19 protein-coding genes are annotated in these 20,232 nt (G+C 44.4%); 11 read left to right on the forward strand and 8 right to left on the reverse strand.

What is annotated here, in order from left to right; all coding sequences use genetic code 11:
* Positions 1 to 5: 5 nt before the first annotated feature.
* The 5 genes from phnX to LP667_RS02770 are packed head-to-tail and all read right to left on the reverse strand — an operon-like array spanning position 6 to position 4,332.
* Positions 6 to 803, reverse strand: coding sequence for a phosphonoacetaldehyde hydrolase (gene phnX / locus LP667_RS16950; RefSeq protein WP_021731225.1), 798 nt, complete (start codon positions 801 to 803; stop codon positions 6 to 8).
* Between the two features lie 24 nt (positions 804 to 827).
* Positions 828 to 1,682, reverse strand: a complete 855-nt coding sequence (locus LP667_RS02755; protein ID WP_021731224.1) for a PhnE/PtxC family ABC transporter permease — start codon at positions 1,680 to 1,682, stop codon at positions 828 to 830.
* Positions 1,679 to 2,482, reverse strand: coding sequence for a phosphonate ABC transporter, permease protein PhnE (gene phnE, locus LP667_RS02760; protein WP_021731223.1), 804 nt, complete (start codon positions 2,480 to 2,482; stop codon positions 1,679 to 1,681). The genes LP667_RS02755 and phnE overlap by 4 nt, the downstream gene beginning before the upstream one ends.
* Positions 2,472 to 3,242 carry a phosphonate ABC transporter ATP-binding protein gene (gene phnC, locus LP667_RS02765; RefSeq protein ID WP_021731222.1) on the reverse strand — a complete coding sequence of 257 codons (771 nt, stop codon included), beginning with the start codon at positions 3,240 to 3,242 and terminating at the stop codon, positions 2,472 to 2,474. The genes phnE and phnC overlap by 11 nt, the downstream gene beginning before the upstream one ends.
* A gap of 37 nt (positions 3,243 to 3,279) precedes the next feature.
* On the reverse strand, positions 3,280 to 4,332 hold the full coding sequence (locus LP667_RS02770; RefSeq protein ID WP_056988356.1) for a phosphate/phosphite/phosphonate ABC transporter substrate-binding protein: 1,053 nt from the start codon (positions 4,330 to 4,332) through the stop codon (positions 3,280 to 3,282).
* A 279-nt stretch (positions 4,333 to 4,611) separates the two neighbouring features.
* Between LP667_RS02770 and tsaB the strand changes: the two genes are divergently transcribed.
* From tsaB to tsaD, 4 genes are read left to right on the forward strand one after another with little or no spacing between them, the layout of a single operon-like run.
* Entirely contained in the window at positions 4,612 to 5,337 is a 726-nt protein-coding gene (tsaB, locus tag LP667_RS02775) for a tRNA (adenosine(37)-N6)-threonylcarbamoyltransferase complex dimerization subunit type 1 TsaB (protein WP_021731220.1), read from the forward strand.
* Positions 5,321 to 5,899: a ribosomal protein S18-alanine N-acetyltransferase gene (gene rimI, locus LP667_RS02780; RefSeq protein WP_021731219.1), complete on the forward strand. Its 579-nt coding sequence runs from the start codon at positions 5,321 to 5,323 to the stop codon at positions 5,897 to 5,899. Before tsaB ends, rimI (LP667_RS02780) begins: the two co-directional genes overlap by 17 nt.
* Complete coding sequence (gene rimI, locus LP667_RS02785; protein WP_021731218.1) at positions 5,892 to 6,347, forward strand: ribosomal protein S18-alanine N-acetyltransferase; 456 nt, start codon at positions 5,892 to 5,894, stop codon at positions 6,345 to 6,347. Before rimI (LP667_RS02780) ends, rimI (LP667_RS02785) begins: the two co-directional genes overlap by 8 nt.
* Positions 6,348 to 6,351: 4 nt before the next feature.
* Positions 6,352 to 7,398 carry a tRNA (adenosine(37)-N6)-threonylcarbamoyltransferase complex transferase subunit TsaD gene (gene tsaD, locus LP667_RS02790; protein WP_033609419.1) on the forward strand — a complete coding sequence of 349 codons (1,047 nt, stop codon included), beginning with the start codon at positions 6,352 to 6,354 and terminating at the stop codon, positions 7,396 to 7,398.
* Positions 7,399 to 7,474: 76 nt separating this feature from the next.
* Here tsaD and LP667_RS02795 read toward each other — a convergent pair whose 3' ends face one another.
* Positions 7,475 to 9,457 carry an ABC-F family ATP-binding cassette domain-containing protein gene (locus LP667_RS02795; RefSeq protein ID WP_021731216.1) on the reverse strand — a complete coding sequence of 661 codons (1,983 nt, stop codon included), beginning with the start codon at positions 9,455 to 9,457 and terminating at the stop codon, positions 7,475 to 7,477.
* 167 nt (positions 9,458 to 9,624) lie between these two features.
* Here LP667_RS02795 and LP667_RS02800 point away from each other — a divergent pair, with 167 nt between their 5' ends.
* Positions 9,625 to 10,302 carry a redox-sensing transcriptional repressor Rex gene (locus LP667_RS02800; RefSeq protein ID WP_021731215.1) on the forward strand — a complete coding sequence of 226 codons (678 nt, stop codon included), beginning with the start codon at positions 9,625 to 9,627 and terminating at the stop codon, positions 10,300 to 10,302.
* Positions 10,303 to 10,441: 139 nt separating this feature from the next.
* Here the strand turns inward: LP667_RS02800 and LP667_RS02805 are convergent, their stop codons facing one another.
* Entirely contained in the window at positions 10,442 to 11,086 is a 645-nt protein-coding gene (locus LP667_RS02805) for a CPBP family intramembrane glutamic endopeptidase (protein WP_021731214.1), read from the reverse strand.
* A gap of 192 nt (positions 11,087 to 11,278) precedes the next feature.
* Between LP667_RS02805 and groES the strand changes: the two genes are divergently transcribed.
* The 5 genes from groES (at position 11,279) to LP667_RS02830 (ending at position 17,861) form a co-directional block, all read left to right on the forward strand.
* Positions 11,279 to 11,563: a co-chaperone GroES gene (gene groES / locus LP667_RS02810; protein ID WP_003640985.1), complete on the forward strand. Its 285-nt coding sequence runs from the start codon at positions 11,279 to 11,281 to the stop codon at positions 11,561 to 11,563.
* Positions 11,564 to 11,618: 55 nt separating this feature from the next.
* Entirely contained in the window at positions 11,619 to 13,244 is a 1,626-nt protein-coding gene (groL, locus tag LP667_RS02815; protein ID WP_021731213.1) for a chaperonin GroEL, read from the forward strand.
* 250 nt (positions 13,245 to 13,494) lie between these two features.
* Positions 13,495 to 15,330, forward strand: a complete 1,836-nt coding sequence (locus LP667_RS02820; RefSeq protein ID WP_021731212.1) for an APC family permease — start codon at positions 13,495 to 13,497, stop codon at positions 15,328 to 15,330.
* A gap of 214 nt (positions 15,331 to 15,544) precedes the next feature.
* Positions 15,545 to 16,642, forward strand: a complete 1,098-nt coding sequence (locus LP667_RS02825) for a glycosyltransferase family 4 protein (protein ID WP_021731211.1) — start codon at positions 15,545 to 15,547, stop codon at positions 16,640 to 16,642.
* Positions 16,643 to 16,955: 313 nt separating this feature from the next.
* Positions 16,956 to 17,861, forward strand: coding sequence for a phosphate ABC transporter substrate-binding protein (locus LP667_RS02830; RefSeq protein ID WP_021731210.1), 906 nt, complete (start codon positions 16,956 to 16,958; stop codon positions 17,859 to 17,861).
* A gap of 321 nt (positions 17,862 to 18,182) precedes the next feature.
* Here the strand turns inward: LP667_RS02830 and LP667_RS02835 are convergent, their stop codons facing one another.
* Positions 18,183 to 18,824, reverse strand: a complete 642-nt coding sequence (locus tag LP667_RS02835; RefSeq protein ID WP_021731209.1) for a YigZ family protein — start codon at positions 18,822 to 18,824, stop codon at positions 18,183 to 18,185.
* Positions 18,825 to 18,891: 67 nt separating this feature from the next.
* Here LP667_RS02835 and LP667_RS02840 point away from each other — a divergent pair, with 67 nt between their 5' ends.
* Positions 18,892 to 20,229 (forward strand): ATP-dependent helicase ComFA, encoded by a 1,338-nt coding sequence (locus LP667_RS02840; RefSeq protein ID WP_021731208.1) that lies wholly within the window; start codon positions 18,892 to 18,894, stop codon positions 20,227 to 20,229.
* The last annotated feature ends 3 nt before the right edge of the window (positions 20,230 to 20,232 follow it).

The following is a 20,232-nucleotide window of genomic DNA, read 5'->3' on the forward strand; positions in this document are numbered from 1 at the left end:
GTCTGCTAATGATCAGTGGCAACCGGTTGATTGATTTGATCAAGCAATGCCGGTAACTCAGCCATCGATTGTAAAATATAATCGGCACCAGCGCGCTGGTAAGCGGCAGTGACGTGGGCTCGTCGTTCAGCTTGTTCGGCGGGATTAAGGGCGTTGAAGGCTAACTCCGAGAGTCCCATGATGTTGCTACCATCAATAATCCCTACAGAGACTGCGTCGGCGTTGTTACCTTCCAGGATATCGTTAACGGAATCCCCAATTTTCATAACGGTCGTGGGATCGGTGATTGTGAGCTGTTCAGCTGCTAACGCCAGCATTGCCGGTGCTGGTCGACCAATGCCCCCAGTTTGTTCTGAGGTAATGTTGACAGCGGGTCGATAGCCTTGCTTAGCTGCAATCGGTAAGACTAAGGCTAACATTTCAGCGTCATAGCCGGTGGTCGTGCCGTAGCTAATATCGTGAGCAGCCAAGTAATCGATTACGGTTGACATACCGGGCTTCAATTGCCCAAATTCAGTCAGTGAGCTGAGCAAGATAGTTTTGAAGTTGCTAAAGATTTGATTACAGTCGTCTTCAGTTGGTAGGACTTGGAAACGCGCTTGCCAGTCGTTTTGAACGGCCGGTAAATCCATGATTTTATGGATATGGGTGTACTTATCTAGTCCCATATCTTGGCGAATCTCAGCTTCAGAGATTTGAATACCAACGTTGGCAAAGGCTTTTTGGAAAGCCACGATGGGCGCCCGGCTGCCATAGTCAATGGTTGTGCCGGCCCAGTCAAAAATTACTGCTTTAATTGTCATTGATGAAAACTCCTTTGAATTTACTTAGTTGTTCTTTAAGTAGTGGCCACGTAACCGCATAGAAACCAGTTCGAGCACGATTGCGACACCCAAGAGTAGGTAGACAATCAAACCAACTTCATGGAAATCGAAGTAGAAACTGCCGGCCATGAAGAGGTAGTAACCGATATCGTCAGCACCGGCTGCCGCACCAACGGCGACCGCATTGGCAAAGTTAATTTCAAACCGGATAAACGTCCAGCTAAGAAGTGCTGGAATGATTGACGGGAGAATGGCCTGAAACACAATCGGCCAAAAACCCACGCCACTCGCCTTTAACGCTTCAATCGTATCTTGCGAGGTTTCTTCAATACTTTCAGAATAAGCCTTAACCAAGTACGCTACACTGTGGAAGGTCAAGCCGACCACGGCAGCACTAGCACCTAACCCCATGACTACGGAGTAAATTAAGACCCATAAAATCGTTGGGATGGCACGGATAAAGGCCATGACCGCTTTAATACTAGTTGCTAACCAACTGGGTGCTAAGTTGCGAGCAGCACCGACGGCAATGAAGAAGGCGATTAGCGCGCCTAACAGCGTTGTCAACATCGCAAGTGACACACTCGTTACCAGGGCTCGTAAGAGCTGTCCCCATGTGTCTTGACCAATACTAGGGTGCAAGAACATGGCGTTCAAGTTGAGTCCTAAACTATGCAGCGCGTCACTGATGTTCAGATTAGCATTGTTGAGCGTGACTAATGAATAAATACTAACAAGGGTTAGGCCAATCATAACGGCTCGCAAGATTTTACGAGGCCGAGTCACCAACGAAATCGACCGGGTTGGTGGCGCTGACGGTTGCAGTACTTGTGTTTTGGGTTGACTATTTTCAATCATGCAATTGCCCTCCGAATTCGATTAGATGTCAATTCTAAAATAATGACTAAAATCGCAATTAACAAAACAATCAGACCAGCAGCGTCATAGCGGAACGCTTTAAAATAGTAGTCGAAGAGAAAACCGACACCCGTACCCGTCAGAAGTCCGACCAAAGTTGCGTCCCGTAAGTTGTTTTCAATCATGTAGAGAATCCAACTAGTCAAGGTACTAGCGGCTTCGGGTAACACCCCACAGAAGACACATTGGAAATAGTTGGCGCCAACGGCTTGCAGTGCTTGAAGCTTTTCGGCATCTAAATCCTCAATAGTTTCAGTAAAGGCTCGTGTTAGATAGCCCAGGGTCATGAAGAACAGTGCCAAAAAGCCCGTAAAGTCACTCTGTTTAAAAGAAAATAAGAGGATCATCGCCCAAGCGACTACCGGAATATTACGTAGGAGTGAAGCACCAAAACGAATAACCCAGCGAAGAACGGGCGTTGGCGCTGTCGTTTTAGCCCCTAGAATCGCAAAGATCAGGGCGAAGAGACTAGCAACCATGGTTGAAGAAATTGCCACGAGCAAGGTCCGCCACAGCTGATAAAGTATCGGTCCCAAATAAGAAATCGAACGGCTCGTCGGAATAAAGTTGGTAAACAACCAGATCAGGCCCGCTGGAATCTTACTGATCGAGTCCCAAGCCTGAAAATTAACGAGGGCCATGGATAAGACATAGATGCCAATTAAAATGAGTAAAACAACTGATAATCGCAGCCGCCGTTGCCGAAAAAAGCGTTGCGGTGTCATTGGATTAGTTTTCATTGGCTGTCACCGCCGTTGGTTGATCAGCTTGGCGATAAATTTGCTGTAAGACCGCGTCGTCAACTTCATTAGTGGCGCCTTCGAAAACAATTGCACCACTATTAATACCGACGATATGGTCGGTGTACGCCATTGCGATATCGACCTGATGCAGATTAATGAGAATAATTAGTTGTTTTTCCTTCGCCAATCGCCGTAGAATATCCATGACAATGGTCGTCGATTTGGGATCAAGTGAAGCAATCGGTTCATCACATAAAATCATCTTAGGATGTTGCATTAATGCCCGTGCAATCCCGACCCGTTGTTGTTGACCACCACTTAATTGGTCGCAACGTTGATAGGCATATTCTTTTAACCCTACTTCGTCGAGTAGTTGTAGTGCTTCTTGTTTTTCGGCGCTACTGTAAAGGCCTAGCATGCCCGCGACCGTTGATTTAGCACCCAAGCGGCCGTGCAGGACATTTTCAAGGGCCGTTAATGGACTGATCAGATTATAGTTCTGAAAAATCATGCCGATGTGATGACGAACTTTGCGTAATTCAGCTTTGTTCGCTTGACGAATATCAGTGTCATCGAGCAAAATTTGACCACTATCATCGCGGATCAACTGATTAATACTCCGTAAAATAGTTGTTTTACCAGCACCAGAAGGACCGATGATGGCAGTGACCTCGCCCGATTTAGCCGTGAAGTTGACTGCTTTGAGCGAATGCTTATTGGAACCATATGTTTTATCTAGCTGAATAACCTTGAGCATTGGCAAATCCTTTCATTGTGAACTAATGGTACGTGGTTTAGTAACCTACTAATTTATGCGTTGGCGCGTACCACTTGTCGGTAACATTAACTAATTTGGACTTTTCTGACTTCTTAGGGAACATCATTGGCGTCTTTGCATTTGGTTCAGAGAAGATCTTTTTGTTTTGGGCAAAGGACTTCGACGTGAACTCAGTGGCGATCTTCTTTTGATCATCCTTGCTGAGGGCTTTGGTGTTGTATACCCATGGGCCTTGTTGAACAGGCATCATGGCAATGTTAACGACTGACTTACCGGCTAAGCTTGTAAATGGCGCGTCGGCGTTATCTTTAACAGTGAAAGTCGAGCCGACCTTATCCCATGAACCCTTAGTGACTTTAAGGTATGGCATTAAATCAGCATCATCAAAGGCAGCAACATCGGCATCACCCTTGATTAAGTTGACTGCGGAACCTTGATGGGAGCCACCGTAAAGTACTTTGCTAAAGAATGAGCCGCTTTGCGTTAACTTATCTTGGTCAGCAGTTTTGATGTCGAACTCACGAGAGATTTCGGCGGTTGGTACTAAAAATCCTGAAGTTGAACTGTTGGAGACATAAGACATTTTCTTGCCTTTGACGTTCTTAATACTGTACTTACCGTTTTCTTCATACTTTTTGGCATCTTTTTGTTGTACCATTAAGTAGGAGTTATAAGTCGCATCCTTTAACGTTCCCTTAGCATCGGATTGTGCGGCAAAAGGTACAACATCGTTGCTCTTGTGATGTGCTTGGATATAACCGTTGGCACCCATGTAGGCGACTTGAGCTTTGCCGGATGCAATTGCTTGGATCGCAACGTTATAGTCGGTAGTGGTTTGTAATTTGACCGTCTTACCCGTTGCTTTTTCAACCGCTTGTTTAATGGCTGTACGTGAACCAGCAAAACTCTTGGCTGATTCATTAGGGTAAAAGACGACCGTAATGGTTTTACTCTTATCCGTACTGTCGCTACCTGTTTTGGCACTGGTACCACTGGCACAACCAGCGAGTCCCAAACCTAAAACTGGAATGAATGAAAGACCTAATAATGACTTACTAACTTTTGACATAGTTTCCAATTACCTCCAAGTAATTTTAGTTACTTGTGTAGCATAACAAGGTATTGTAAATGTGTGGACAAGGATTAGTGAAGTATATGTATAAGTTATGTAAATGATATTTACATTTTGCTTACAATTTAATGATTGGTAAGGTTGTAGAGTGACTAGCTGGATTAGTCACCAGTTGTTTCCAAGTTGAATTGGTCGGTTGTTACCGGAAAGCTTTCAAAGTAAGTAAATTATGATAAGATATGTGAAGTAATTCAAAATGAGGAGTTTTTTAAAATTATGAAGTTGTTGGCGATTGATACTTCGAATCGGCCATTGAGTGTCGCGGTATTAGAAGATACCCGAATCTTGGCCACCACGACCACGAATGTTGGTCGTAATCATAGTAGTACATTATTACCGATTATTGAACAGGCCATGGCACAAGCACAAGTTGTGCCGAATGATTTAGATCGTATCGTTGTGGCGGCGGGACCCGGATCTTATACGGGCTTACGAATTGGTGTTACGACTGCTAAGACGTTGGCGTTTACATTGAATAAAGCGTTGGTTGGGGTTTCCAGCTTGGCTGTATTGGCAGGTAATATTGTGACGGAAGGACAGCTGGTTGCACCACTATTTGATGCTCGGCGTGATAATATTTTTACTGGCTTATATCGGATTGAACATCATCAACCGGTGACGGTTATTGCTGATCAACATATCAGTGTTGCTGAGTGGGGCCAACAATTAGTCAGTTATAATGAACCGATTACCTTTATTGGCAGTGATGTTGATCAGTACACATCGATATTGCAAACGGCCTTGCCGAATCAGTTTGTTCGTGCTGCTCCGCAACTTGATTTACCGCAAGCAGCAGTGTTAGGGCTACTTGGGCAAACGATGACGCCGGTTGCTGAGATTCATAACTTTGTCCCGAACTATTTACGCCTGACCCAAGCTGAACGCGAGTGGCAGGCCAAGCACCCAGAAAAGGAACATGCGCCCTATGTTGAGAAAATTTAAGGAGTACTTTCAGAAAGTTACCGGTGGTGGTAATCAGCATCGCCAACGTGTGTTAGCAATTCAGAATCACATTGTTACGGTCGGCGAAACCAACTATTACGTTTCGCGGGCCCTGATTACCGATGTTCCCGAAATGTTGGCCATCGAACGGGCAGTATATGCTGGTCAAACCCCATGGGATGAGAACGCCTTTAAGACGGAACTGCGACGGCAGAGTGGTCGCTTCTATATCGTGATGCGTCACGAAGACCGGCTAGTTGCTTTTTGTGGTTGTGTCTTTGATGATCGGCGCCAGGATGCCCATATCACTAATATTGCCGTACATCCTGATGTTCAAGGCCGCGGTCTTGGTCATTTCATGATGCAAGTCATGATTAAACGGGCGCGTAAGTTGGCTTACCAAACGGTGACCCTTGAAGTTCGTTATAGTAATACGACGGCGCAACAATTATATCAGGACCTGGGTTTTGAAAAAACGGGTATCAAAAAACGCTACTATTTTGGCGATCACGAAGATGCCATTGATATGACTTACCGCATTCCAGCGACTACCAATGACTGAACGCCAACTAGTCTCTGCTGAACAGTTAACAGTCCAAGAAATGGCTCAAATTTGTTACCAGTTAGCCACACGTGCGTATCCCAATGGATCACCGTGGCGCCAAGCCACATTTATGGCGGACCTAGCACTGACAACGACTCATTATGAGTTATTATGGTGGCAGCATGACCCAATTGGCTTTATCAGTCGCTCAACGGTTTTAGATGAGACCGAGATTACTAACATTGCCATTGTGCCTACGTATCAGCATCAGGGGCATGCTTATTGGTTATTAACAGCGTGTCTTGCGCAACTTACAGCCGGAACGGTCTTTCTAGAAGTTCGTGCTAGTAATTTAGCGGCTCAGCGGTTGTATCGGCGGTGTGGTTTTAAACGAATTGCGATACGGCATGCTTATTATCATGATCCCGAGGAAGATGCGTGGATTATGCGAAAAATTATTAATTAAAAGGATGGGAACTGTGGAAAAACAAAACTTGATTTTAGCGTTTGAATCTAGTTGTGATGAGACGAGTGTGGCTGTGATTAAAAATGGTCACGAGATTTTATCAAACGTGATTGCAACTCAAATTAATAGTCACAAACGGTTTGGCGGTGTTGTTCCAGAAGTTGCCAGTCGTCATCATATCGAACAGATTACGATTTGTATTGAAGCTGCTTTACAAGAAGCCCAAGTCACGTATGAAGACCTTGATGCTGTTGCGGTTACGTATGGTCCAGGGTTAGTGGGAGCGTTATTAGTTGGTGTTAACGCGGCTAAAGTCGTGGCCTATGCGCACCAACTGCCGTTGATTCCGGTTAACCATATGGCGGGACATATTTATGCTGCCCGGTTTGTTAAACCGTTTGAATTTCCGCTAATGGCATTATTAGTTTCTGGCGGTCATACTGAGCTAGTTTATATGCAAGCGGACGGGCAATTTGAAATTATTGGCGAGACGCGCGACGATGCGGCTGGTGAAGCTTATGACAAAATCGGTCGGGTCTTGGGTGTGCCCTATCCAGCCGGTAAGGTCATTGATGAAATGGCGCACCAAGGACATGATACGTTTAACTTTCCACGAGCCATGATCGATGAAGATAATTATGACTTTAGTTTTAGTGGTCTGAAGAGTGCTTTTATCAATACGGTCCACCATGCAGATCAAATCGGTGAAACGCTTGATAAGAATGATTTGGCAGCAAGTTTTCAAGCTAGCGTGGTCGACGTGCTGATGAGCAAGACATTACGCGTTTTAAAGCAGTATCCGGTCAAACAACTCGTTTTAGCTGGTGGGGTCGCCGCTAATCATGGATTACGTGAACGATTACAGCAAGATTTGCCGACTGCTTTTCCCGACACCGAGTTATTACTTGCACCTTTGAAGTTATGTGGTGATAACGGTGCGATGATCGGTGCTGCCGGTTACGTCCAATATCAACACCACCAATTTGGGGATGCAACACTTAATGCTGATCCGGGATTGGCGTTTGATTGGATGCCCGGGATGTTAAAATAATGATCAAAAAAATGGCCGCACGATAACCTATAAGGTTAAAGTGCGACCATTTTTTTGATTTGTTCGTCAATATATATTAATTGAGTTCCTCGAGGGCCTCAGCTTGTTCAGTCCATTCGGTTTCAACTTGTTCCTGCTGGATCGTGATTGCGTCAAGCTCTTTCTGTAGATCTTGCAACTGACCAACATCAGCTGAAACTTCTGGTTGGGCCATTTTCGTCTGAATCTGAGTCGCTTGTGCATCAAGCGTTGTCATCTGTTCTTCTAAAGCAGCGACAGTGCGTTCAAGTTTACGTTTTTCTCGTTGCTGCTGCTTGCTAGCCTGATAATTTTGTTGGCCCGTCGAACGGGGAGTGGCAGTGGCTGCGCTAGTTGGGTCAGTGGCCCCAGCGCTGGCAGTTTCTTCAGCGGCCTGACTAGCAGCGGCTGCTGCGATTTCAGCCTGCTCCTGCTTTTTATCAATATAATAATCGTAGTCGCCCAAGAAGAGTTCAGTTCCTTCTGGTGAGACTTCTACGACACTGGTAGCAACTTGATTAATAAAATAACGGTCATGTGAAACAAAGAGTAGGGTGCCATCGAAATCGTTGAGGGCCACTTCTAACACTTCACGACTGTCAATATCTAAATGGTTCGTCGGTTCATCAAGAATTAAGAAGTTGTCGTTTTGCATGGCGAGTTTAGTCAATAGTAACCGGGCCCGTTCGCCACCAGATAGTGCGTGAACGGGTTTATCAACGTCTTCTCCAGTAAAGAGAAAGCTTCCTAGGATAGTCCGGATATCTTTTTCGGGCGTGGTTGGATGTTCATCCCATAGCTCACCCAATACCGTTTTCTTATCATTAAGGTTGCGTTGCTCTTGGTCATAATAACCAGTGACGACGCCAGTGCCAAACACGGCCTGACCTTTAATGAATGGAATTTGGCCCAAAATACTCTTGAGGAAGGTTGATTTGCCAATCCCGTTCGGACCGACGATGGCAATCGCTTCATGTTTTTTGACGCTGAGATTATCTGGTTCTGACAGGATCCGACCATCATAACCCACGGCAGCGTCTTTGACGGTCAAAACGATGTTGCCACTTTGTTTGGCGGCGTGAAAGCCAAAGTGGGCCGTTTTCTCATCATTGTCAGGGCGATCAAGTCGGTCCATCTTAGCGAGTTGTTTGCGTCGGGCCTGGGCGCGTTTTGTCGTGGAAGCCCGCACAATATTACGGTTAACGAAGTCTTCAAGCTTACTAATCTCGGCTTGTTGTTTTTCGTAGTGTTTCCACTGAGCTTGAATACGTGCCGCTTTTTCTTGAACAAACTGATCGTAGTTGCCGGTATAATGGACCATTTCATGGTGCGACAGGTCATAAACTTCATTAACGACTCGGTCTAGGAAGTAACGGTCATGGCTGACAATAAGCAATGCGCCTGTATACGACTGTAAATAACTTTCTAGCCAAGTTAAAGTCTCAACATCCAAGTGGTTAGTTGGTTCGTCAAGAATAAGTAAATCGCGTTTTTCAAGTAATAATTTGGCGAGTGCTAGCTGCGTCTTTTGCCCACCTGATAGTTCAGTGACTGATTTATCATAGACATCGGCGTCGAATTGAAATCCGTGTAAAACACCCCGGATTTCAGCTTGGTACCCGTAACCGTTTTTCTGCTGAAATTCTGTTTGAATTTGGTCATAAGTTTTTAAAGTTTGTTGGTAGGCCTGTTCATCGTTCATGATAGCCGGATCACTGAGTTGATTTTCGAGTTGATGCATTCGGGTTTCAATTGCATGCAACTCGGCGAAGACGCTACTCATCTCTTCCCAGATTGTATTATGACTGTCTAGGCCTTGGTCCTGGGCCAAGTAACCAATTGTCAGTCCCTTGCGCATCGAAATCTGGCCTTCGTCAGGCACAGTCTCACCAGCAATCATTTTAAGTAAGGTTGATTTGCCGGCGCCATTGCGACCAACGAGGGCCACACGGGCGTGCTCTTGAATGTCCATTTGTACGTTATCGAACAAGACATCGGCACCAAAACGCCGCATAACCTGCTGTACTTGTAGTAAAATCACGCTTTATTAAGCTCCTTTCACATTTGATTCGTGACATAATTGTAGCATATTGCAACGGTTTGCCCAATTATTTGGAATAATAAGTAATTATTATTTCACAAAGTCGTAGGTTATGCTAGAATAGTGTCAGCAAATTCACAAACTTTTATATAGGAGGACGCGTCCGAATGGCAGAAACAAAAATTCCACGGGCAACGGCAAAACGGTTACCGATTTATTACCGCTACTTGAATATTTTACTAGATGCAGATAAGAAGCGGGTATCATCAACCGAGTTGTCCGAGGCGGTTAAAGTAGATTCAGCAACGATTCGGCGAGACTTTTCGTATTTTGGGGCGCTCGGTAAACGAGGGTATGGATACGATGTTGAAACGTTGCTTGCATTTTTTAAAAAGATTTTGAACCAAGACACCTTAACGAACGTTGCCTTGATTGGGGTCGGAAATTTAGGTCACGCCTTATTAAACTTCAATTTTCACAAAAATAGTAATGTCCGAATTTCAGCAGCCTTTGATGTTAACGAGGCGATTGCCAATACGGTTCAAAGCGGGGTGCCAGTGTACCCAATGACTGAGTTGAAGAAGCAATTGATCGAACAACAGATTGAAATTGCAATTTTGACAGTCCCAACGACGGTCGTTCAGGAAATTACGGATGATTTGGTTGATGCTAACGTGAAGGGAATCATGAACTTCACGCCGTTACGAATTTCGGTTCCAGAAACAGTCCGGGTTCAAAACGTTGACTTGACCAATGAATTGCAAACATTGATCTACTTTATTGAGCATTATGGGCAGCAATTGGGCGAAACCGGTCATGACGATCAGAATGAGACGCAAGACTAAGTCACTGTCTTAGTTTAGATATTATATAGTAAAAGAAGGTGCCCCGGGACTGGTTCCCAGAGCACCTTTTTGTGTCAGCTTTTTACTTAAAAACAAGGGTTTAATGACGGCTTCAGCTATTGAGAGCTGCTAGTTTGGATTAATGCAGTAATCCAAACAGTGTTGGTAATACGACCGATGCATTCATTAAGATGTGGGCGGTCATAGAAGTTTGAATACGACCAGTATGTTGGTATAGCCAACAGAATAAGAGGCCGATAAATGCGTATAGAATAAAGTGACCATCCGCGTGTGCGAAGCTAAATAGGACGCTCGCAATTAAGGCTGCTCCAATCTTACCAGTGACTGCGCTAAGATTACCGAAGATAACTTTGCGAAAGACGATTTCTTCCATGATTGGGGCCCCGATAATGATTGCTAGGAAAAAGGCCGGGTATTGCTGGCCAACTGTCAAGAGCGTAGTGGTGTTAGTTGAGGCGGTTGACTGGCCTAATAATGCAGTGATTTTTAGAATAATTAATTGGCCGACGATGACGAGCACGAGTCCGATCAATCCCCAAAGAATGGTTTTGCTCCAATTGCTGGGATGCTTTTCAATCACATTTTTAGCCTTCATTCGGCTAGCTAACCAAATGAGCAGGACAGCACCGACCAAGTAATCAACTGTTTGAATGACGAATACTTGAGAACCAAGTTGATGAAAAGCGGTAACTAAAACGCTTGGTAGTGCGTAAATAATAAAGTAAATAATGAGAATAAAGATTGATTGGCGGCGATTGACCATCAACTCACGTCCTTTTAAAAGTTAAATTTAAGTTGCGTAGCGGTAACTGTAATTTTCATTATAGTCGATTTGACATTCTTTGACTAATAATTGACAAATTACTTGCAATCTTGAATTAAAATGATATAGTTGACAATGTAATTAGCACTTGGAACTACGGAGTGCTAAAAAAGAATAAATGGAGGGATTCACGTGTTAAAACCATTAGGAGATCGCGTTATCTTGCAACAACAAGAAGAAGAAGAACAAACAATTGGTGGGATTGTCATTGCCAATAACGCCAAGGAAAAGCCCCAAAGCGGGAAGGTTGTTGCCGTCAATGACGGTCGTGTTTTAGATAACGGGACAAAAGTTGACCCCAGCGTGAAGGTCGGCGATCAAGTATTATTCGATAAGTATGCCGGTACCGAAGTCAAGTATCAAGGTGCTAAGTACTTGGTATTGCACGAAAAAGATATCGTTGCAATCGAAGACTAATCCATTTAAATTGCGCAACTTAAAATAAATTAAATTCATGAGGTGAATAGAGATAATGGCTAAAGAATTAAAGTTCTCTGAAGATGCACGCTCAGCGATGCTAAAAGGTGTCGATCAATTAGCTGACACAGTTAAGTCAACGTTAGGGCCTAAGGGTCGCAACGTCGTTTTGGAACAATCATATGGTTCACCAACAATTACTAATGATGGTGTAACGATTGCTAAAGCAATTGAATTGGACGATCATTTCGAAAACATGGGTGCCAAGTTAGTTTCTGAAGTTGCTTCAAAGACTAATGACATTGCTGGTGATGGGACGACGACTGCAACGGTCTTAACGCAATCAATCGTTAATGAAGGTATGAAGAACGTTACCGCCGGTGCTAACCCTGTTGGCATTCGTCGTGGGATTGAAGAAGCCACTAAGACGGCGGTTGACTCATTACATGCCATGGCACACGAAGTTAAGACGCAAGAAGATATTGCGCAAATCGCTTCTGTATCTTCAGCAAGTGAAGAAACTGGTAAGCTAATTGCTGAAGCCATGGAAAAAGTTGGCCATGACGGTGTGATCACGATTGAAGAATCACGTGGTGTTGATACGAGTTTAGACGTTGTTGAAGGAATGCAATTCGACCGCGGCTACTTATCACAATACATGGTTACTGATAACGATAAGATGGAAGCTGATCTCGATAATCCTTATATCTTAATCACTGATAAGAAGATTTCGAACATTCAAGATATCTTGCCACTATTACAATCCATCGTTGAACAAGGCAAGCCATTGTTGATCATTGCTGATGATATTTCTGGTGAAGCTTTACCAACCTTAGTCTTGAACAAGATGCGTGGGACGTTTAACGTTGTCGCCGTTAAGGCACCCGGTTTTGGTGATCGGCGTAAGGAACAATTACAAGATATCGCAATTTTAACTGGTGGGACGGTTATCACTGACGATCTTGGCCTTGAATTGAAAGACACAACGATCGATCAATTAGGTCAAGCCAATAAAGTAACGGTTACTAAGGATAACACCACCATTGTTGAAGGTGCTGGCGCCAAGGATGCTATCTCAGAACGAGTTGAATTCATCCGTAACCAAATTAGTGAAACGACTTCTGACTTTGACAAGGAAAAGTTACAAGAACGTTTGGCTAAGTTAGCTGGTGGGGTTGCCGTTGTTCGTGTCGGTGCTGCTACTGAAACGGAATTAAAAGAACGCAAATACCGGATTGAAGATGCCTTGAACGCAACGCGGGCTGCCGTTGAAGAAGGCTTTGTTGCCGGTGGTGGTACTGCTTTGATTAATGTTATCAAAGATGTTGCTGCGTTGAAGGAAACCGGTGACGTTCAAACTGGGATCAACATTGTTAAACGTGCTTTGGAAGAACCAGTTCGCCAAATCGCTGAAAATGCTGGTTTGGAAGGCTCAGTAATCGTTGAAAAGATGAAGGAACAAAAGCCAGGTGTTGGGTTCAACGCCGCTACTGATGAATGGGTTGACATGATCGAAGCTGGTATCGTGGATCCTACTAAGGTAACGCGTTCTGCTTTACAAAACGCTGCTTCTGTTTCAGCCTTACTCTTAACGACTGAAGCCGTTGTTGCTGAAAAGCCAGATGAAAATGCGCCAGCTGCCCCAGCCGCACCAAACCCAGGTATGGGCGGTATGATGTAAACAAATCGTAACATTAAGCACTTACTCGGCTGAGTAAGTGCTTTTTTAGTGCTGTTAGGGTGTGAATCGACTAGAATAAAGGTATTGATTTATCCATATCAGAGCGGTAGGATTAGTCGTTAACGCAAAATGCGGGTGCAGCGAAGTACCCGGTAGTTCAACTGGTAGTATTTATTAAGTCAAAGTAGTAGAATCTACTTTGATTCAGCTTACTTGGGATAATTATTTTGGAAATAAAGGAGTTATTATCATGTGGCGTTATTTAAAACGGTTAGTTATTGGGAAACCGTTAAAAACCATGGACGAGGGTGGGCAGGCGCTCACTAAGTTCAAGGCACTGGCGCTGCTGTCGTCAGATGCGCTATCATCGGTGGCTTATGGTACTGAACAGATTACGACTGTCTTGATTACCCTTTCAGCGGCCGCGCTGATGTATCAATTGTACGTGGCGGCGCTTGTGTTAGTGCTGTTGTTTGCTATTACGATGTCGTACCGACAAATTATTCGGGCTTATCCATCTGGCGGTGGCGCCTACGTGGTTGCAAGTACGAACTGGGGACGGCCAGCCGGATTAGTTGCCGGGGGATCACTGCTGGTTGATTATATGTTGACTGTCGCGGTTTCTGTGACTTCTGGTACTGAGGCGATTACGTCGGCAATTCCGGCGTTAGCCAATTACCAAGTGCTAATTGCGGTACTGATTGTGATTGCCATTATGGCATTGAACTTACGTGGAATGCGTGAGTCCGCATCGTTCTTAACATTTCCCGTTTACTTTTTCATTATTATGATTATCGGTATGATTCTCTGGGGCGTTATGAATATTGCGAGTGGTAACTTAACTTACCATGCATCGGCAGCCGTTGGAGCACCCGTCCAGGGTATGACGTTAGTGCTGTTTTTACGGGCCTTCTCGTCTGGGTCGTCATCACTGACTGGGGTGGAAGCCATCAGTAACGCGGTGCCGAATTTCAAACGGCCTAAACGTAAAAATGCAGCCAATACGTTAGCCATCATGTCATTAGTCTTGGCGGTCTTCTTTGGTGGTATTACCTATTTAAGTTATTACTTAGGTGTTAAACCGCAAGCGGATAATACTGTCTTGTCACAAATTGCAACGGCAGTCTTTGGTCATGGCTTGTTCTACTACTTGTTACAATTAGCGACAGCGCTAATCTTAGCAGTCGCGGCCAACACTGGTTTCTCGGCTTTCCCAATCTTGGCATATAACTTAGCTAAGGATAAATTTTTGCCACATGCATACATGGATCGTGGGGATCGCTTAGGTTACTCTAATGGGATTATCTCGTTGGCTGTTGGGGCAATTGCCTTGATTTTCATTTTCCATGGTAAGACGACGCTATTGATCCCACTATATGCGGTCGGGGTGTTTGTGCCATTTACATTATCTCAATCTGGGATGATTATTCATTGGCTACGTGAACGTGGTCAATGGTGGTGGATGAAGGCGGCGGTGAACTTACTTGGGGCGCTGATTTCGTTGCTCTTGGTGGTTTTCCTATTCTTGCTACATTTCGGCAATGTCTGGCCATACTTGATCGTGATGCCACTCTTGCTCTACATGTTCTACCGGATTCACGTGCATTACAACCGAGTGGCTGCCCAATTGCGAGTGGTTGCGAAGGAAAAAGCGGCGATTCATGATTATGATGGTGCAACGGTAATCGTTCTTGTCTCCAATGTGACGCGGGTAACGGCCCAAGCGGTTAACTACGCGCGGTCGATTGGGGATTATGTGATTGCCATGCACGTTTCTTTTGATGAAAACCCGGAAAAGGAACATAAGACGGCAGCGGAATTTAAAGAAACCTTCCCGGACGTACGGTTTGTGGATATTCATTCTTCATACCGCTCAATTGCAACGCCGACACTGCGCTTCTGCGATGTGATTGCAAAACGCGCGGCGGAGCGGAATTTCTCGACGACGGTGCTCGTACCACAATTTGTACCGAAGAAACCTTGGCAAAATATTTTGCATAACCAAACTAGTTTGCGGTTGCGGGCGGTATTAAATTCGCGGGAAAATATTATTGTTTCAACTTATAACTATCATTTAAAAGAATAGTAACTTGATATTGAAACTCGGCATAGCTGCCGAGTTTTTATTTTTATGTCATAATATGAGTGACTGAGGTTATAATTTAGATGCTGAACTAGCTAGATAGCAGTAAATATGAATGAATTGTGTTGCCTTTACTAAGTTTTAGTGAAGCAAGTTGTCAAGTGTCATTGGGATTTGTATAATTATCATAATAGAGTGAGAAGGGAGTTACGCACAAATGATCAGATTTGAAATCCTAGTAAGCCTAGTGGCGACCATGATACTTTCTGCGATCTTGACGCCGTTTGTGCGGAAACTTGCATTTAAAATTGGGGCCGTGGACAAACCAAATGTTCGCCGAGTTAATAAGATTCCGATGCCGACAATGGGTGGTTTAGCAATTTTTATTTCCTATACCATTGGTACGACTGTGCTGTATCTCATGCACCAGTTTCCCAGTCGCATTTTTTTCGCACTGCTCGGTGGGGAACTGATTATCATTGCCACTGGTATTATCGATGATATTTATGAATTAAAGCCACGTCAGAAAATGTTAGGAATTACGTTAGCCGCCTTAGAGGTTTACTTTATTGGTGGCGTGCGGATGACAACTTTTACTTTCCCACTGTTGGGACTGATTCACTTTCAGTGGTTGAGTCTACCAGTAACCTTGCTGTGGATCTTAGCAATCACGAACGCGGTGAATTTAATCGATGGGCTAGATGGATTAGCCACTGGCGTTTCGATAATTTCACTAAGTACGATGGGGATTATTGGTTTGTTTTTCCTAAATGCCAATATGTTTGTTTCCTTATTAATCTTTACGTTAGTTGCCGCGATGATCGGTTTTCTACCCTATAATTTTTTCCCAGCCAGGATTTATCTGGGAGACACTGGTTCACTGTTTATTGGGTTCATGACCGCAGTATTCTCATTGTTTGGTTTAAAGAATGTGACCTTGATTTCAGTTGGTATTCCAGTCATGATCTTGGGAGTTCCGATTACGGATACGGTTTACGCAATGATTCGGCGCATCTTGAATAAGAAGCCAATCTCACAGGCGGACAAGCACCATTTACACCACCGCTTGATGCAATTAGGACTGACCCATCGTCAGACCGTGATGGTGATTTACGGTATTGCGCTCATCTTTTCGTTTATTTCATTGTTGTATCCGATCTCGTCAATCTGGGGTTCCGTTTTGCTAACAATCGGATTATTATTTGGTTTAGAACTATTCGTGGAGGCCATCGGATTAGCTGGCGATAATCGCCAACCGTTATTAGATTGGATCAAACGGACCGTAGCGCGGTTAACGTCCAAGAGTAATCACTAGCAATTAAAAATTATTGAAATGTTACAGGCATCCACCGGTTGGTTAGCGGGGATGCCTGTTTTTAGTTAATTATCGTTAAGTTCGCTTAGCTAGACTTTACCAAAACTATACAAGAAATTTACACAATCGTCATTCACAATTTACAAACGATTAGTAAGATTAAGCATGTTCCGAAGCAATCAACAATGTGTACCCATCGGACGGTGATGTTGCTCCATCACTTGTCGTAGCACTCCTACCCAGTTTTGCTATGATGGTTTGCCATGTTGGTTGCTTAATTTTGATAGTCAATTGAAGAAGGGGAGTTTCAATTATGAAAAAAGCACTGACACTCGGCGCATTAGCAGTAACGATGACCGTTTTACTAGCTGGTTGCGGCAGTAGCTCAGCCACGAGCACGAAGAATACTAGTAGCAGTGGTAGCGGTAGTTCTAAGACCACTAAGATTGTGGCAACTGGTTCAACAGCGCTACAACCACTGGTGGAACAGGCTGGCCAGGCGTACCAGAATGAACATACCAATGTCACCATTAACGTTCAGGGTGGTGGTTCTGGTGCTGGCTTGAGTCAAGTCGCTAAGGGTTCAGTCAATATTGGGAACTCTGACTTATTTGCGCAAGATCAAAAAGGATTAGATGCCAAAGGGTTAGTTGATCATAAAGTGGCCGTTGTGGGGATGGCCCCGGTTATTAATAAGGATGCCAATGTCACCAATGTTTCTAAAGAACAACTAGTCAAGATTTTCCAAGGTAAGATCACTAACTGGAAAGAAGTTGGTGGTAAGGATGAAAAAATTACCGTGGTTAACCGGGCACAAGGTAGTGGGACCCGTGCAACGTTTGAAAAATGGGGTTTAGACAATGCTAAGGTGGCCACTAGTCAAGAACAAGATTCTAATGGAACTGTTCAAAAAATTGTTAGCACCACACCAGGTGCCATCAGTTACTTGGCCTTTTCATACGTCAAGAGTGATGTTCAGGCGCTTTCAATCGATAATGTCAAACCAACGGAAGCTAACGTTGCCACGAACAAGTGGAAGATTTGGGCATACGAACACATGTATACTAAGGGCCAACCAACTGGGGAGTTGAAGAACTTCTTAACATACATGACGTCGAAAGCTGTTCAAGGGAGCCTAGTTAAGAAATTAGGGTACATTCCGCTGACTTCGATGAAGGTTGATCGCGGGCAATCAGGTGCGATTACTGATCTAAAATAAATAATGATAGCTAAAAAGTCGAGCAGATGCTCGACTTTTTTTGTGAACACGGCTAAGACAGCTGTGTGGTATTAATGGCTAGTAAGAAAACGTCTGAGTAACTAGTAAAATGGCGCTGGTGATTGGAAAAATTAGTTATTAAGTAAGCTAATCATAAACACTTGGACTTGAAACAACTAATTTAGCGTTACTATCCAAAAGTAAGATGAATGCTCAAAGTCGCTTGTTTTAGTTGAATCTGAAAAGACCAATCTTTTTCAAAGTTAGCATGCACACTAATGTGGCTACTGCTTGTCAACAGGAGCACCCGTAAGCAGACATTTAAGTACGGGTGACTGGAATTTCTGTATATTGTTCACCTTGTTCAGCAAAGGTCACTTGACCACTCAGCAAGTTGGTGATGGCTTGCTGAACCGAAGTTACCTCAGATTGGGTCACCGCAATGAGTTGCGTGACTTGAACACCATAGTCAGTATCGAGCGTTGTTAGCTGATTTTGTTGTAAATAGTAGGCTAAGGCATCAACGTTTCGATAATCAAGGGTGATTGCGATGCGGGCTTGTAAGACGCGCTGGACCTTACCGCTAACTTCGATGGCTTCAGCCGGGGTCCCATTGTAGGCGCGAATAAGACCACCAGCGCCAAGTTTGACACCACCAAAGTAACGAGTCACGACCGCTAGCACGTCATGTAATTCATTAGTCTTTAAAACTTCTAAGATTGGTGATCCGGCGGTTCCTACTGGTTCACCATCGTCACTCATTCGTTGAATATGGTCATCATCACCAAGCATGTAAGCAAAGCAATTGTGGTTAGCTTTAGGATTAGCCGTGCGAACCGCCGCAATTTTAGTTTGAGCATCTGCTTCGTCACTAATGCGGTATAGATGAGCAATGAAACGGGATTTTTTTATAGTTTGTTCAAATACTGTGTCTTGAGTAATGGTGTAGTAAGGGTTAGTCAAATTAATCGGTTCCTTTCGTGAATAAGTCGCTAAAGTGCGTATTTGATAGCTGAGAGGGGGAAACGTTATGGAAGCACAAGCATTATATGGCCGCCAGCTAGCGTTATCCGCACATGAAGCAACCGCGGTACCTGCTGGCGTTCAGGTATTGCCGGCCATGCAAGTTGATGAGCATAACGTTATTTGTCAGCGTTGTGGCAGCTATTTAGATCGACTACGGGCCCAGTTGCCTAAGCAGCAATATTATTGCTATCAATGTTTGAATTTAGGTCGGGTGAGTACGCTTGTTAAACTCTATCATATGCCAGAACCAAATGATTTTGCAACGGTCCCGGTCTGCACATGGCATGGAACGCTGACAACTCAACAAGCAGCTTGTGCCCAATCGATTCAGGCTAATTTTATCGCCCACAAACGCCAATTATTATGGGCAGTAACGGGTGCTGGTAAGACTGAAATGTTATTTCCTGGTATTGCGTGGGCATTAGCGCATCGATGGCGTGTTGCCATTGCGTCACCACGAGTGGACGTTTGTTTAGAGTTAGCACCGCGGCTACAAGCGGCCTTTGCCGATGCTCAAATCGCTGTTCTACATGGGCATAATCCAGAACCTTATCGGTATACACAATTGACGATTTGTACGACACATCAACTGCTACGCTTTCGCCAGGCATTTGACGTCTTGATTATTGATGAAGTTGATGCGTTTCCATTTGCGGCCAACCCGCGCTTAGCTTTTGCGGTGAATCAGGCTGCTAAAGTGAACGGGGCCATTCTTTATTTAACTGCGACGCCGAGTCGGGCGTTATTAAAGCAAGTCCGACGGGGAGAGTTAGCCATTAGTTATTTGCCATTGCGGTTTCACCAACACTTGTTACCACCAATTAAGGTCCGTTTGCAACCTAACTGGCACCAACTGTTACTTCAGGGAAAATTACCACGTTGTCTCGTGCAACAATTACAAAAATATCAGCACAATCATCGGCGTTTCTTGCTCTTTGTTCCCCGGATTCAACAGTTAGCATCGGTATATGCAGCACTACGCCATTATTGTCCACAAATGATGGGGCAGACAGTTTATTCGGCTGATCCAGAACGGTTGACTAAGGTCCAACAAATGCGGTCCAAACAGCTGCAGTACTTAGTTACGACAACGATTTTAGAACGCGGAGTGACCTTTCCGGGGATTGATGTGATTGTTCTTGGTGCGGATGATGCCGTGTTTTCCACGGCCGCACTTGTTCAAATTGCAGGCCGAGTGGGGCGCAGTCGTGATCGGCCAACTGGACTTGTGTGGTTTATTTGTCATAGTCACGGTCGGAATGTCAAACGCGCGCAGCGGCAGATTCAAACAATTAATCAAAAGGGGCGGCGATTACGTGCCACAATGCCTACTGTGCCATAACAA

The organism is Lactiplantibacillus paraplantarum (assembly GCF_003641145.1).
Lineage (GTDB): Bacteria > Bacillota > Bacilli > Lactobacillales > Lactobacillaceae > Lactiplantibacillus > Lactiplantibacillus paraplantarum.